Origin of the sequence: Chitinophaga sp. LS1 (assembly GCF_034274695.1) — a bacterium.
Classification (GTDB): Bacteria; Bacteroidota; Bacteroidia; order Chitinophagales; family Chitinophagaceae; genus Chitinophaga.
Genome location: NZ_CP128362.1, coordinates 2,551,809 through 2,567,360, shown reverse-complemented (window position 1 = coordinate 2,567,360; position 15,552 = coordinate 2,551,809). Strand labels below are relative to the sequence as shown.

Sequence of the window (15,552 nt, the reverse complement as noted above, 5' to 3'; positions counted from 1 at the left end):
GATAGTAAATAGGTTATAAAAAAAAGACTGATCGCACTCCGGGAGCGGATCAGTCTATTAGTATGTTTTTAGATAGTTCAATTACTTCAGGGCCTCACGGGCAATGACGAGCTTCTGAATCTCGGAAGTCCCCTCTCCTATAGTACATAATTTCGCATCTCTATAAAACTTCTCTACAGGAAAATCCTTCGTGTATCCATAGCCACCAAATACCTGTACGGCTTCGTTCGCAGTTTTTACTGCCACTTCCGAAGCATAATATTTGGCCATTGCCGCCTGCTGAGTCACCTTTTGTCCTTTGCTCTTACCCGAGGCAGCCTGCATAGTCAGTAGCTCAGCAGCCATAATCTCTGTGGCCATATCAGCCAGTTTAAAAGAGATACCCTGGAAGGTTGCAATAGGTTTATCGAACTGATGCCGTTCCTGTGCATATTTCAGGGCCGCTTCGTAAGCGCCTTTGGCAATGCCTAACGAAAGTGCGGCAATAGAGATACGACCCCCATCCAGTACTTTCATCGACTGGATGAAGCCTTCGCCTTCATTACCCAGCATATTGGCAACAGGTATCCGGCAATTATCAAAGATCATTTCGGCGGTTTCCGAGGCACGCATACCCAGTTTGTTTTCCTTTTTACCACCGCTGAAACCGGGTGTACCACGTTCTACTACAAAGGCGGTCATACCATGACTATCTCTTACATCTCCGGTACGGGCTATTACCACTGCCACGTCCCCACTTTTACCATGGGTGATCCAGCATTTGGTGCCATTCAGCACCCATTCGTCACCGTCTTTCTTTGCCACACACTTCATGTTCATGGCATCGGAGCCGGTATTCGGTTCTGTGAGGCCCCAGGCACCGAGCCATTCGCCACTGGCGAGTTTAGGGAGGTAACGCTTCTTTTGTTCTTCAGATCCGAATTGTAAGATATGACCGGTGCAAAGAGAGTTGTGCGCTGCTACACTAAGGCCTATAGCGCCACAGAAGCGACTGATTTCGCTGACGACAGTAACGTACTCAAGATAACTGAGGCCACTGCCGCCATATTCCTGTGGAACTAACACCCCCATTAAGCCTAATTCGCCGAGTTGTTTAAAGAGTGGTGCCGGAAAGGTTTGGGTTTCATCCCATTCCATAACGTTTGGTTGAATGTGCGATTTACCGAAATCCCTGATCACCTGGGTGATCTGCTGCTGCATTTCTGTAGGTTCGAAGTTCATATTGGGGGTTTTTCTGTTTTGATGTAATGTTCAATTTTACGATAAATACTATCATCCACCAATGGTATGCCAAGAAGGTCAGATGGTTGCTGAAAAAGCCCGTTGTTGCTGCGATACAGGACAATTAACCGCGCCAGTTTATACCTTATGTAAGGATGTTGGGCCAAAGTTTGCTCATCTGCGGTGTTGAGGTCCAGTTTTTTTAGTGAAACTGCATTCAATCGCAGGTAAGGTTGAATTTTTTTAAATGTGCTGTCCGGCAGGCCGTAAGTTTCCCTGATCTGGGAAATGGCATAAAAACCGCCGAGTTTCTCTCTAAAGCGGATAATTCGTGCAGCCAGCACAGGTCCTATTCCTTTCAATGACTCCCAGGCTGCGGAATCAGCCTTGTTGATGTCGATGTTGATTACTGATTGCCGGGGACGGGAAAAGGTAATATGCTTTTTAGGTGGAGGCGGGGCTTTTTTCAGAGAGGATTGAAAAGCCGCAATATCTTGTCGTAGTAATGTATCCCTGCTGGTTTGCAGTGGAAAATAGTGCGCGACTATCGCCGGTGTATATATGCTGATAGCAGTGAGAAGCAGCAATGCGATGATGCCTCTTCTTTCAAGCGCGGTGAAGTGCCAGAATGGTTTCATAGGTTAACAAATAAATGGATGGATGAAATTACAATGTCACTTCAAGCCCATCATAGGCCAGTGCCATACCGGCAGGCAGCTCCTGCGATACTTCGGCATGTAGTCCCATCTGGTGACTGATATGCGTGAAGTATACCTGTGGAATAGCCAGCTCCTGTGCCAGGGCAATCGCCTCATCCAGGGTGAAGTGAGATATGTGTTTCTCCCTGCGCAGGGCATTTACTACCAGTATGCGGGAGCCCACAATTTTTTCTTTTTCTTCAGGTGCGATAAAATTCGCATCTGTAATATACGTGAAGTCGCCAAAACGGAAGCCCAATACCGGCATCTTATGATGCATGACATTGATCGGCGTAAACAGCATGCCATTTACAACAAACGGGTCATTACCAATGGTAAGGAGATTCAGCTCCGGAATGCCCGGATATTTATGCTCTGCAAAAGCATAGGCAAATTCACGCATGATGCTTTCCTGTGTGAACGGTGTCGCATAGATATCGATCGCGCGCTGCTGAAAATAATTGAAAGCCCGGATGTCGTCCATCCCTGCTATATGATCTTTATGAGAGTGGGTCACTAATACCGCTTCCAGGTGTTTCACTTCTGCTCTCAGCATCTGGTAGCGGAAGTCTGGTGTTGTATCGATAACGATATTGCCTGCAGGTGTATCAGAAATGAGGATACTGCTGCGCAGACGCTTATCATGCTTATCGGTAGAAGTACATACCCTACAGCCACAAGCTATAACGGGTACGCCCTGAGAGGTGCCTGTTCCTAAAAAAGTTACTTTCAATTCTCTGAAGGTGTTTCTGGTGAAGGAGGAGTGGATTCTTCGTCGGCCGCATCAGCAGCGGTATTCCTGTTTTCCACGATCTGCTTGTATAGCTTCAGGGATTCAGGAGTCAGCACACTTTCATCCAGTTCCATCGAGCCCAGGATATCCAGGAGCGTATTGATACGTCCTTCCAGGTTCAGGAATTTATTAACTACCACGACCTTTTTATGTTCGAGTACACAATAGCCTGAATTAAACGTTCCTTTTTCAAAACGCAACTCATACTTAGCCTCTCCAAAGATTTTTTCAAGGCGGGTCAGGTTATTGGGTGTCACTTTGAAGTTCATGACACAAAAGTAAGATTATTTACTCACCAACCTTGCGACAGGTACGATCACCTCTTCCAGCGAAATACCTCCATGCTGGAAGGTATTGCGGTAGAAGTTGACAAAGTAGTTGTAATTATTCGGATAGCAGAGGTAGCCATCTTCTTTTGCAAAGATATAAGAGGAGTTTACATTGGGTTTGGGCAGACCTGCTTCGCGGGGATCCCTGAAGGCCAGTACTTCCTTGGCGTCATAGTTCAGGTTACGACCATGTTTATAACGCAGGTTGGTAGTGGTTTGCTTATCTCCTATCACTTTTACCGGTGTCTTCACCCTGACATTACCATGGTCAGTCGCAATGATCAGGTTAATCTTTCTGTCTGCCACTTTGCGCAGCGCCTGGTGCAAAGGTGAGTGTTCAAACCAGCTGGCGGTGATAGAACGGTAAGAAGTTTCATCCCCTGCCAGTTCTTTCAGCACTTCCATTTCTGTACGTGCATGGCTCAGCATATCCACAAAGTTGTACACAATTACGTTCAGCGGATAGGCTAGCAGGTTATGTATGCTGTTCACAAGGTGCTGACCATCATTGTGAGTGGTCACCTTGGTGTAGGAAAAACGGGCATCTAATTTCAGGCGTTTGAGCTGATCTGCGAAGAATTCTTCTTCATGCAGGTTCTTCCCTCCATCTTCATCGTCATTTTTCCATTCTTGTGGAAAACGGCTTTCTATATCTATTGGCAACAGACCGGCAAAGATCGCATTGCGGCTATATTGAGTAGAAGTAGGGAGTATACTGTAAAAAGTATCTTCGGTGACCAGCCTGAAGGACTCCAGGAAGATAGGCAGGATCGCCTTCCACTGGTCCAGACGCAGATTGTCTATGATAATGAAGAAGTTCGGCACGTCATTGTCCAGCTGTGGCACCACCTTTTCTTTAAATACGGAGTGCGACATCACAGGAGCTTCCTTCGCTTTCGGAGCCACCCAGCTGGCATAGTTGCGGGAGATGAATTTGGCAAACTCCGTATTGGCCTCCGCCTTTTGGGAGTTTAATACCTCCATCATCTCTGGATTGTTGGTTTTGGCCATTTCCATTTCCCAGTAAACCAGCTTCTTATAAATATCCATCCACTCATTGAAGTCCGGACCTGAGTTCAGGGCCATGAAGAGGGAACGGAAGTCCTGTTGGTAACCGATGGTCGTCTTTTCGGCCACAAGCCTTTTATTATCAATGATTTTCTTCAGAGAAAGGAGTACCTGGTTCGGGTTCACGGGTTTGATAAGGTAGTCGGTGATCTGGGAGCCAATGGCTTCGTCCATCACATTTTCCGCCTCATTTTTGGTGATCATGACCACAGGGATCTGCTGATCGATCTCCTTGATCTTGGCCAGGGTTTCGAGTCCAGTTATACCCGGCATAGACTCATCCAGCAGCACAACATCTACCACCTGTTCCTTCAGAAATTCCAGGGCGTCATAGCCATTGGTCAGGGCAGACACCTTGTATCCCTTGTTTTCAAGGAACATAATTTGCGATTTCAGTGATTCTATTTCGTCATCTACCCAGAGTATATTTATTTGACTCATGCAAGTATTGGTTAGGAGTAAGATAAAATTAGTTTCATGCAGCAACTATTTGGCCAAGGTACCATTCTCTACTGGCAAAAAATATTCCCTATATGCGATGTTGGCACAATAAATTGTTAAATAACAGTTGATTTGCTGTAAGTTGTCCAAATATTATCAATTTTTGCAATAAAAATAGGAAAATCGAGGCAGATATAGGGGAAGGAGGTACGGGTGGCGTCTTATACATTAGAAAAAGTTAAAGATAATAATTCCTTAACGTAGCTTTGCCCAAGCTAAAGGGTAACGGTAAAAATGGCAGAACGCAAGAGAAAAATTGTAAATGATCCGGTGTATGGCTTCATCACGATAGATCATCCGCTGATATTTGCCTTAATTTCCCATCCTTACTATCAGCGCCTGCGCCGTATTCATCAGATGGCCCTGGCACATCTGGTTTATCCGGGAGCGATGCATACCCGTTTTCATCACAGTATGGGCGCTTATCACCTGATGAGCTGCGCACTGGCAGAGTTGAAAGGGAAAGGGGTAGAAATTACGGACGAAGAGGAGATAGCCGCTAAGATGGCTATTTTGCTGCATGATATAGGTCATGGACCTTATTCTCATGCCCTGGAAAATGGAATTATCGAAGGGGTATCCCACGAAAAGATCAGCCAGTGGCTGATGGAGGAGTTGAATAAGGAGCTGAAAGGAGCCCTGAGCCTGACAATAGAAATCTTCAACGGGCGTTATCATAAAACGTTTCTTCATCAGCTGGTGTCGAGCCAGCTGGATGTAGACAGGATGGATTACCTGAATCGTGACAGCTTTTATACGGGAGTTTCTGAAGGAGTAATTGGTTATGACCGTATTATAAAAATGCTCACTGTGCAACGGAATGAGCTGATGGTGGAGGAGAAGGGAATTTATTCAATAGAAAAGTTTATTGTGGCCCGGCGATTGATGTACTGGCAGGTATACCTGCACAAGACAGTATTAAGTGCAGAAAATATGCTGGTCAAAATACTGAAACGGGCTAAAGAACTGGCACTGAGGGGAGTATCCCTGTTTGCCTCGCCGGCATTGGAATATTTCCTGTACCATACTATTACAGCTGCCAACTTCGAACAGGAACCAGCTTGTCTGCAACAGTTTTGTCTGCTGGATGATTACGATATTCTAAGCGCGATAAAGGTATGGACCACCCATACGGATCCAGTCCTTTCCTTGTTATGTAAATGGTTGACAAACAGGAATTTGTTTAAATGCCTGCTCAGTAATGAGGCTTTTGATACCTCGGCCATAACTTTATTGAAAACACAGGTACAAGAAAGATATGGCATTTCTGGCCATGATCTTGATTACTTTGTCTTCACAGGAACAGCTAGTCTGAGCGCGTACAACATTAATAATGAAAGGATTAACATCCTTTTTAAAGACGGGACCGTCAAGGATATTTCGTCAATCGATAATGCACTGGTTAGTCATACACTGGCTATACCCGTAAAAAAATTCTACATTTGTCATCCAAAAATCTAAGCAACACAGGATTATGAATGATAGATTGTAGATAATGTATAACTAGATGGCTGTCAATTAAATCATAAAACTGGTACCGCCTGGATAACTATATTAATTATTAACTATGCAGTTTAGCGCATTACAATTGGCTACCATGTTGGATGGTAAGCTGGAAGGCAACCCGGACGTAAAAGTGAATAACATCGCCAAAATCGAAGAGGCTGGTGAAGGGATGCTCAGTTTCATTGCCAATCCCAAATACGAAGAATTCATCTACACGACCAATGCTTCCATACTCATTGTGAACGAAAGTCTGGTGACAGAGCGTCCTGTAAAGTCTACCCTGATCAGGGTAAAAGATGCTTACAGCGCATTCGCCCAACTACTGGAGCAATACAAACAGCTGGTAGGCAACAAAACTGGTATTCAACAACCATCTTTTGTACCTGCTTCTGTAAAAACAGGCACCAATGTATTCATTGGCGCATTTGCCTACCTGGGTGAAAATGTCGTACTGGGCAATAATGTGAAGATCTATCCGGGTGTATATCTGGGTGATAATGTAGTTGTGAGCGACGACACTGTGGTATTCCCAGGTGTGAAAGTTTACGAGAACTGCGTGGTAGGCAAACGGGTGATCCTGCATGCGAACTGCGTAATCGGTGGCGACGGCTTCGGCTTTGCCCCCCAGCCTGATGGTAAATACAAGAAAGTTCCTCAGATCGGCAACGTAGTGATCCACGACGATGTGGAAATCGGTGCAAATACGACTATCGACAGAGCGACAATGGGCTCCACCATCATCCGCCAGGGTGTAAAACTGGATAACCTGATCCAGATCGCGCACAACGTAGATATAGATACGAATACCGTAATCGCGGCACAGACCGGCATCTCCGGCAGTACCAAAATCGGAAAGAACTGCGTGATCGGCGGCCAGGTAGGTCTGGTAGGCCATATTCAGCTGGCAGACGGCACTAAGATCAACGCGCAGAGCGGTCTTTCCAAATCCATCACCGAGTCAAATACGGCGCTGATGGGCTCTCCTGCTTTTGACTACAAAAGTTCACTGAAAAGTCAGGCAATTTTTAGAAATTTGCCGGACCTTGAAAAACGTGTAAAGGAGCTGGAGGATATGGTAAAACAGTTACTTTCTGTAAGAGAAGGTGTTTAATATTCCTGTAGTTTACTACGCCACAATCATTTGCGGGATCGCATACCCTTACGAGACAACAGAAAAATTAGTTAATAAAATATGATGGAGAATCAACAGTCGCCCAATCAACACACGATAAAAACCCCTGTCACTATATCGGGTGTAGGTTTGCACACAGGTGCCAGCGTAAATATGACCCTCAAACCTGGTATTCCTGGATCGGGTATTAAGTTCAGACGTATTGATCTGCCCAACCAACCTGTAGTAAAAGCGGATGTGGATTATGTAGTAGATACAGCCAGAAGTACCACACTGGAACACAATGGTGCAAGAGTAAATACCATCGAACATATCATGGCTGCACTGGTAGGTACCGGTGTTGACAACGTAGAAATAGATATTGATGGTCCTGAAGTGCCTATCATTGACGGTAGCGCTATGCCTTTCATCGAACTGATCGAACAGACAGGTGTAGCTGAACAGGATGCTAAGAAGGTATACTATACCATCGATACCAATATTACCTACTACGACGATAAGAAGAATGTGGAAATGGTAGCGCTGCCTGCGGTAGACTACCGCGTCACCTGTATGATCGACTTCAACTCGCCGGTACTGGGTACCCAGCACGCGAACCTGAACAGCCTGGCTGACTTCAGATCAGAAATCGCACCGTGCCGTACCTTCGTATTCCTGCATGAGCTGGAGTACCTGATCAACAATAACCTGATCAAAGGTGGTGATATCAACAACGCAATCGTGATCGTTGATAAACCTGTAAGCGAAGAAGAACTGGCGCGCCTGGCAACCGTTTTCCAACGCAAGAATATCAGTGTGGAACAACGCGAAGGTATCCTGAACAATATTAAGCTGCGTTTCCCTAACGAACCTGCACGTCACAAACTGCTGGACATCATGGGCGACCTGGCACTGGTAGGTTATCCGCTCAAGGCCCATATCATCGCCAACCGTCCGGGACATGCTTCCAACGTGGAGTTTGCCCGTCGCTTAAAACAATACATCAAGAAGAACAAGCATATTAAAGATGTGCCTGTATATGATCCTAATAAACCGGCTATATTTGACCTTCCACGTATAGAGCGGACCCTGCCACATCGTTTCCCAATGCTGCTGGTAGACAAGATCATTGATCTCACAGATACGCAGGTAGTCGGTATCAAGAATGTAACCTTCAACGAACCCTTCTTCCAGGGTCACTTCCCGAACAATCCGGTTATGCCGGGTGTATTACAGGTAGAGGCATTGGCACAATGTGGAGGTATCCTCGCACTGAACACAGTTCCTGATCCTGAAAATTACGATACATACTTTATCAAGATCGACAACTGTAAGTTCAAGCAAAAGGTATTCCCTGGTGACACGATGATCCTGAAGATGGAGCTGCTGAGCCCTATCAGAAGAGGTATCGTGGAAATGCGGGGAACTGTATTTGTAGGTAACAAGATCGTTACAGAGGGCGACCTGACTGCTCAAATCATTAAAACAAGAGGCTAAAAAATAGCAATGATCCATCCGCTTACTTACATCCACCCTGACGCGAAGGTGGCACCAAACGTTAAAATCGATCCATTCACTGTCATCCACAAGAATGTGGAGATTGGTGACGGTACCTGGATCGGGTCGAATGTCACTATCATGGAAGGGGCAAGGATTGGAAAGAACTGCCGTATCTTCCCTGGTTCCGTCATATCCGCTATACCACAGGACCTCAAATTTGACGGAGAAGACACCACCACCATTATTGGAGATAACACCACTATCCGCGAGTATGTAACCATTAACAGGGGTACTAAAGACAAATGGAAAACCGTAATCGGGTCCAACTGTCTGATCATGGCCTACAGCCATATCGCCCACGACTGTGAAGTAGGTAACTACTGCGTATTTTCTAACGACACGACCCTGGCTGGTCACATCACCGTGGGCGACCACGTAGTGCTGGCTGGTATGGTGGCTGTACAACAGTTCTGTAAAATTGGTGCACATGCTTTCGTAACCGGTGGTTCACTGGTAAGAAAAGATGTACCCCCTTACGTAAAAGCTGCACGTGAGCCATTGTCTTATGTAGGCGTGAACTCTATCGGTTTAAAAAGAAGAGGCTTCTCTCTGGAAAAGATCAATCATATCCTGGATATTTACCGCGTGATCTTCGTGAAAGGCTACAAGCTGTCAAAAGCAGTGAGCATCATCGAAGCTGAATATCCTGCTACGGATGAAAGGGATGAAATCCTTGCATTTATCCGTGAGTCCGGACGTGGTATCATGAAAGGATATACGTCTCTCTCCAGTGACGAATGAAAATAAAATCTTTACAGGCAATACCATGTGTAAAACATGTGGTATTGCCTTTTCTATAAATAATGAGGACGAATGAAAATAACGCTGGACCAGACGGGTAAACGCTTTAACTACGATTGGATCTTCCGTCGGGTCAACGCTACCTTTGAAGCCGGACAACGTTATGCCATACTTGGACCAAACGGTTCAGGTAAGTCTACATTATTGCAGGTGATCAGCGGACATTTGTTGCACAACGAAGGCACTGTCACCTACCACGATGCGAACACCCCCATACCCGCCGATCGTTTTTTTGAATCCTGTGCTATCGCAGCCCCCTATCTCGAACTGATCGAAGAATTTACCCTCGCAGAGAGCATCAGTTTTCATCTGCAATTTAAGCAGTTCATACCTGGTATTACCCCGCAAAAAGCTGCGGAAACAGTCGGTCTGCAATCATCTATGCGTAAGCAGGTGAAGCACTTTTCTTCTGGTATGAAGCAAAGGCTGAAACTGGCGCTGGCCATCTTTTCCGATGTGCCTGTATTACTGCTGGATGAACCATGTACCAACCTGGATGCAGCTGGTGTAAAGCTTTACCAGGAGCTGATTACAACATATGCAAGCAATCGTATGATCATTGTCAGCTCCAACGATGAGCAGGAGTATTTTATGTGTGAACAGCGTATGAGTATCTTGGACTACAAATGACGTGGGGATTTGTGCTTTAATCGTATATTGAACCCCATAATACGAGATGCATATGCAAAAGACTGCCAGTAAGAAAGTAATTAACGGGTGGGCCATGTATGACTGGGCTAACTCTGTTTACAATCTGGTAATTACTACTACCTTTTTCCCTATTTACTTTACAAGCGCTACAAAAGCGGCCTTCCATAGCGACCGCATTCCTTTCTTCGGAAAATATTTTATTAATTCGGCCCTGTATGACTACGCGATGGCAGCAGCGTTTCTGATTGCTGCGATTGCCTCTCCGATCCTGTCTTCTATTGCAGATACAAGAGGTAACAAGAAACGTTACCTGATGATGTTCACCTGGCTGGGTGGTATCAGCTGTAGTGCGTTGTACCTGTTCAATGGCGGCAATGTCGAATATGGGATCATCTTCTTTGTCCTCGCTACCCTCGGCTACTGCGGAGGCCTGGTGTTTTACAACTCTTACTTACCAGAGATAGCTGCAGAGGAAGACCGTGACCGGGTAAGTGCCAAAGGCTTTGCCATGGGGTACATCGGTAGCGTACTGTTACAGCTGGTTGGTTTTGCACTGGTGGCACTGCTGCCATTTGGTATCACAGAAGGTCAGGCAGTGCTCATTACCTTCCTGCTGGTAGGTGTCTGGTGGATCGGCTTTGCCCAGATCACCTTTGTACGACTGCCCGCATCCAAAGGAACAATTACTGAACATAAAGCAGGTGTGTTCACAGAAAGCTTCTCTGAGCTACGCAAAGTGTATGCCCAGGTGAAGACCATGCCGGTACTGAAACGCTTTCTGAGAGGCTTTTTCTTCTACAGCATGGGTGTGCAGACAGTCATGATGGCAGCAACCCTCTTTGGTGCACAGGAATTACACCTGCCTTCTACCACCCTCATCAGTGTAGTGGTAGTGATCCAGTTAGTAGCGATTGCCGGTGCTTCGGGCATGGCATGGCTCTCAGGTAAGTATGGTAACCTGCCTGTATTGATCGGTGTCATATTCGTATGGATAGGCATCTGCTTTGCAGGTTACCGGATGCAGACGGCCACCGACTTTTATATACTGGCCACAGCTGTAGGTCTGGTCATGGGAGGTGTTCAGTCCCTGAGCCGCTCCACTTACGCCAAGCTAATGCCGGAAACGGAGGATACCGCGAGTTTCTTCAGTTACTATGATGTGACTGAAAAGCTTTCTATCGTGATCGGTATGACCACCTTCGGGTATATCCATGAGCTGACAGGGAGTATGCGCAATTCTGTAATTGCACTGGCTGCCTTCTTTTTAATGGGCCTCGCATGGCTGTTCTCCGCCCGGAGAAAGCAAAAGGCACTACAATAAAATTTCAATTGTATGCAACTATATACCGTAGACACAGGCTTTTTTAAACTGGATGGAGGTGCTATGTACGGCGTAGTACCAAAGACTATTTGGAACAAACTAAGCCCATCAGACGAGAACAATTTATGCTCCTGGGCCATGCGCTGCCTGCTCATCGAAGATGGCAAACGCCTGATCCTGGTAGACACAGGTATTGGTGACAAACAGGATGCGAAATGGTTCGGCCATTACCACCTGCATGGCGATGCAACCCTGGATAGCTCCCTGGCTAAACTGGGTTTTCACAAAGATGATATCACCGATGTGTTCATGACCCACCTGCACTTTGACCATTGTGGTGGCTCCATTGTAAGACAGGGCGATAAACTCGTACCTGCTTTCAAAAATGCTACCTTCTGGAGCAATGAAGATCACTGGAACTGGGCAATAAAACCAAACGACAGAGAGAAAGCATCTTTCCTGAAAGAAAACATCCTGCCCATGCAGGAAAGTGGTCAGCTGAAATTTGTGGAAGTAAAGGAAGGCGTGAGCTTTACTGATAATATCAATATCCGGTTTGTAAACGGACATACAGATGCACAGATGCTGCCACAGATCAAATACAAGGATAAAACCATCCTGTATATGGCGGACCTGTTGCCCGGCATCGGACATATTCCGCTGCCATACGTAATGGCATACGATATGTTCCCGCTGACAACCCTTCAGGAGAAGAAAACCTACCTGACTGAAGCCCTGGAGCAGCAATATGTACTGTATTTAGAGCATGATCCGAAGGTAGAATGCCTCGTGCTGCAGCAAACGGAGAAAGGCATCCGCGCAGGCGAAACTTTCCCATTATCTGCACTATAGTGTATGTCATCTTGGCACGACATGTGCCTGCTGCATACATTTTGTACTATATAGATCATGGCAACACACCTGACAATAGATAATAAATTGAAAAAGCTGATTGTTGTAGGCGACAGGGTTCTGGTACAACCACTTACCCCCAATGAACGTACAGAAAGTGGGCTATTTTTGCCTCCCGGTATGCAGGAAAAGGAAAAGGTACAATCTGGATATGTGATCAAAACAGGTCCCGGATATGCCATTCCATTACCTTCTGAGGATGATGATGCCTGGAAGGGAGAAGATGAGAAAGTGAAGTATATTCCTTTACAGGCAAAGGAAGGCGATCTGGCTATCTTCCTGCTCAATGGCTCCACAGAAGTGTCGTACCAGGGAGAAAAGTACTTTATCGTACCGCAGAGTGCGATACTGATGCTGGAAAGAGAAGAAGATCTCTAATGCTTTTTTCATAAAAATTTCAAAAAGGGCTGTAAGTGATTACAGCCCTTTTTTTATCTTCAGAGAAATTTTAATACCCCATGGCCGATAAAGAAGCATTTCTGTCGCATATTCAAACTGGATATACCTTCAAAGGCGAAAGATTTAAACTGGGCTGCGCCATGCTGAATGGCGATGTTGTAAGTGGAGCAGATGTGTACCTGCCACTGAAAACGATGAACAGGCATGGATTGATAGCCGGCGCCACAGGTACAGGTAAAACCAAAACCCTGCAGGTGATTGCAGAAGGGCTGAGCGATGCCAGCGTACCCGTACTGCTCATGGATATTAAAGGTGACCTGAGTGGCGTAGCCGCTGCCGGCACCAACAGTGACAGGATCAAAGAGCGATATGAGAAAATCGACGGCAGCTGGTCTCCTTCCGGCTACCCGGTAGAACTGCTGTCACTCAGTAATGAAAAAGGCGCACGCCTGAGAGCAACGGTGAGTGAATTTGGACCGATATTACTGTCCAGAATATTAGAACTGAACGATACACAGGAAGGCCTGGTGGCCATGATATTTAAATATTGTGATGATAGTCAACTGCCCCTGCTGGACCTGAAAGATTTCAAGAAAGTATTGCAGTATGTGAGCGATGAAGGCAAGGCTGAACTGGAAAAAGATTATGGTAAGATCTCTACCACTTCAGCCGGTACTGTGCTCAGAAAAGTAATTGCGCTGGAGCAACAGGGTGCCGATAAGTTCTTCGGCGAAGCCTCTTTTGAAGTAGATGACCTGCTGCGCATCAGCGATGATGGCAGAGGAGTGATTTCCATCGTAAGAGTAGCAGATATCCAGGATAAACCAAAGCTGTTTTCCACATTCATGCTTAGCCTGCTGGCAGAGCTGTATGCTACATTACCTGAAGAAGGTGATATGGATAAACCCAAACTGGTGCTATTTATAGACGAAGCGCACCTGGTATTCCAGGAAGCCAGTTCTGCACTGTTGCAGCAGATCGAAACGATCATTAAACTGATCCGTTCCAAAGGCGTGGGCATCTTTTTCTGTACACAAAATCCAATGGATGTACCACCTTCAATACTGGGACAGCTGGGTATGAAAGTACAGCATGCACTGCGTGCATTTACTGCCAATGACCGTAAGACCATTAAGCAGACGGCAGAGAACTACCCACTGTCTGATTTCTATAAAACTGATGAACTACTCACACAGATTGGTATTGGCGAAGCATTGTTCACCTGTCTGAATGAAAAAGGTATACCTACGCCACTGGCTGCGACCATGCTGGTTACACCACGCTCCCGCATGGACATACTCTCTGCGGCAGAGATGGATGCACTGGTAAACAGCAGCAAAATTGCGAAGAAGTATAATCAGGAAATCGATAATGAAAGTGCTTATGAGATCCTGACAGCAAAGCTGCAGGAAGCAGCGGAAAAAAGTGCCCCTGCAGCGAAAACTGCCGGAGGCAAAAAACAACCCGAAGAGAAGAGTATATTAGACACTGTACTAAGCAGTCCTATCGCCAAACAAGTGGGCCGAACAGCAACTACGATGATCACAAGGAGCCTGCTGGGCGCCTTGGGATTAGGCGGTAAGAGCAGCAAAAAAAGTAGTAGCTGGTTTTAATTAAAATCTAGGATATGGAGAAAATTATCAAAGCAGGGATTTGTTCCTATGGTATGTCAGGACATATCTTTCACGCACCTTTCATTCACACACATCCGGGGTTTACCTTCTATGCTGTTGTGGAGAGAAGTAAGAACCTCGCAAGACAGCGTTATCCTGATGTGAAAGTATATACCAGTGTAGCGGATATGATTCAGGATCCTGAACTGGATCTGATCGTAATCAATACACCTAACTATACACATTATGAATACACCAAAGCTGCGCTGGACGCGGGGAAGAATGTAATAGTTGAAAAACCTTTTACAGTGCATGCTGCAGAAGGGAAAGAGCTGGCAGAACTGGCGGCTTCAAAAGGGTTGCTGTTGAGCGTGTATCATAACAGACGCTTTGATAGTGATTTTAAGATTGTAAAACAGGTGCTGAACAGTGGCGATCTGGGTGATTTGCTGGAAGCAGAGATTCATTATGACCGCTATCGTGAGGAACTGAGTTATAAGAAACATAAGGAAGAGAAACTGCCAGGTACAGGCGGATTGTATGACCTGGGTTCACACCTGGTAGATCAGGCACTGATACTGTTTGGAATGCCGGATGCGATATGGGCGGATATCAGGACGATCAGGAAGGAGTCACTGGTGGATGATTACTTTGAGCTGGTGTATTTTTATGAGCATCTAAGAGTGAGGTTAAAATGCTCTTATCTCAGCAGAGAGCCGATTCCTTCTTATCAGTTTCATGGGCGGAAAGGTTCTTTTATAAAAACGAAAGCAGATACGCAGGAGACGATGTTGCAGCAGGGATTGATGCCGGGAGCGCCTGGATGGGGTGTGGAAGGGATTCATGAGTGGGGGTTGCTGCATACAGAAAGAGATGGAAAGGTGGTGAGGGAATACCTGCCATCTCCAAAGGGAGACTACCTCGAATACTATGAGGGTATTTATAATGCACTGATTGGTAAAGGGCCGAATCCTGTACCTGCAGAAGATGCGGTGAATGTGATCAGGATTATTGAGGCGGCTTTTGAGAGTAGTGATGCGAAGAAAGTTATATCGCTTAAATAACAAA

The 15,552-nt window shown here is 45.9% G+C and carries 15 protein-coding genes; 10 read left to right on the top strand and 5 right to left on the bottom strand.

Annotated features, from left to right (window positions below):
* Positions 1 to 81 precede the first annotated feature (81 nt).
* From QQL36_RS10705 to QQL36_RS10685, 5 genes are read right to left on the bottom strand one after another with little or no spacing between them, the layout of a single operon-like run.
* Entirely contained in the window at positions 82 to 1,221 is a 1,140-nt protein-coding gene (locus QQL36_RS10705) for an acyl-CoA dehydrogenase family protein (RefSeq protein WP_321569701.1), read from the bottom strand.
* Positions 1,218 to 1,859: a helix-hairpin-helix domain-containing protein gene (locus QQL36_RS10700; protein WP_321569700.1), complete on the bottom strand. Its 642-nt coding sequence runs from the start codon at positions 1,857 to 1,859 to the stop codon at positions 1,218 to 1,220. Before QQL36_RS10700 ends, QQL36_RS10705 begins: the two co-directional genes overlap by 4 nt.
* 28 nt (positions 1,860 to 1,887) lie before the next feature.
* Positions 1,888 to 2,652 carry an MBL fold metallo-hydrolase gene (locus QQL36_RS10695; protein WP_083724136.1) on the bottom strand — a complete coding sequence of 255 codons (765 nt, stop codon included), beginning with the start codon at positions 2,650 to 2,652 and terminating at the stop codon, positions 1,888 to 1,890.
* Positions 2,649 to 2,981 carry a hypothetical protein gene (locus tag QQL36_RS10690; protein ID WP_083724134.1) on the bottom strand — a complete coding sequence of 111 codons (333 nt, stop codon included), beginning with the start codon at positions 2,979 to 2,981 and terminating at the stop codon, positions 2,649 to 2,651. Before QQL36_RS10690 ends, QQL36_RS10695 begins: the two co-directional genes overlap by 4 nt.
* A 15-nt stretch (positions 2,982 to 2,996) precedes the next feature.
* On the bottom strand, positions 2,997 to 4,550 hold the full coding sequence (locus QQL36_RS10685; protein ID WP_083724132.1) for a response regulator: 1,554 nt from the start codon (positions 4,548 to 4,550) through the stop codon (positions 2,997 to 2,999).
* A 294-nt stretch (positions 4,551 to 4,844) separates the two neighbouring features.
* Between QQL36_RS10685 and QQL36_RS10680 the strand changes: the two genes are divergently transcribed.
* The 10 genes from QQL36_RS10680 (at position 4,845) to QQL36_RS10635 (ending at position 15,548) form a co-directional block, all read left to right on the top strand.
* Positions 4,845 to 6,071 carry an HD domain-containing protein gene (locus QQL36_RS10680; protein WP_083724130.1) on the top strand — a complete coding sequence of 409 codons (1,227 nt, stop codon included), beginning with the start codon at positions 4,845 to 4,847 and terminating at the stop codon, positions 6,069 to 6,071.
* A gap of 106 nt (positions 6,072 to 6,177) precedes the next feature.
* On the top strand, positions 6,178 to 7,227 hold the full coding sequence (lpxD, locus tag QQL36_RS10675) for a UDP-3-O-(3-hydroxymyristoyl)glucosamine N-acyltransferase (protein WP_083724128.1): 1,050 nt from the start codon (positions 6,178 to 6,180) through the stop codon (positions 7,225 to 7,227).
* A gap of 81 nt (positions 7,228 to 7,308) precedes the next feature.
* Positions 7,309 to 8,724, top strand: a complete 1,416-nt coding sequence (locus QQL36_RS10670) for a bifunctional UDP-3-O-[3-hydroxymyristoyl] N-acetylglucosamine deacetylase/3-hydroxyacyl-ACP dehydratase (protein ID WP_235643757.1) — start codon at positions 7,309 to 7,311, stop codon at positions 8,722 to 8,724.
* A gap of 9 nt (positions 8,725 to 8,733) precedes the next feature.
* On the top strand, positions 8,734 to 9,528 hold the full coding sequence (gene lpxA / locus QQL36_RS10665) for an acyl-ACP--UDP-N-acetylglucosamine O-acyltransferase (RefSeq protein WP_083724126.1): 795 nt from the start codon (positions 8,734 to 8,736) through the stop codon (positions 9,526 to 9,528).
* A 72-nt stretch (positions 9,529 to 9,600) separates the two neighbouring features.
* Positions 9,601 to 10,218, top strand: a complete 618-nt coding sequence (locus QQL36_RS10660; protein WP_083724124.1) for an ATP-binding cassette domain-containing protein — start codon at positions 9,601 to 9,603, stop codon at positions 10,216 to 10,218.
* Between the two features lie 52 nt (positions 10,219 to 10,270).
* Complete coding sequence (locus tag QQL36_RS10655) at positions 10,271 to 11,560, top strand: MFS transporter (protein WP_083724218.1); 1,290 nt, start codon at positions 10,271 to 10,273, stop codon at positions 11,558 to 11,560.
* Between the two features lie 12 nt (positions 11,561 to 11,572).
* A complete protein-coding gene (locus QQL36_RS10650; RefSeq protein ID WP_083724122.1) occupies positions 11,573 to 12,412 on the top strand; it encodes an MBL fold metallo-hydrolase in 840 nt (279 codons plus the stop codon).
* A 57-nt stretch (positions 12,413 to 12,469) separates the two neighbouring features.
* Positions 12,470 to 12,850, top strand: coding sequence for a co-chaperone GroES family protein (locus QQL36_RS10645; protein WP_083724120.1), 381 nt, complete (start codon positions 12,470 to 12,472; stop codon positions 12,848 to 12,850).
* An 80-nt stretch (positions 12,851 to 12,930) separates the two neighbouring features.
* Positions 12,931 to 14,484, top strand: a complete 1,554-nt coding sequence (locus QQL36_RS10640) for a helicase HerA-like domain-containing protein (protein ID WP_321569699.1) — start codon at positions 12,931 to 12,933, stop codon at positions 14,482 to 14,484.
* Between the two features lie 14 nt (positions 14,485 to 14,498).
* A complete protein-coding gene (locus QQL36_RS10635; RefSeq protein ID WP_321569698.1) occupies positions 14,499 to 15,548 on the top strand; it encodes a Gfo/Idh/MocA family oxidoreductase in 1,050 nt (349 codons plus the stop codon).
* Positions 15,549 to 15,552 lie beyond the last annotated feature (4 nt).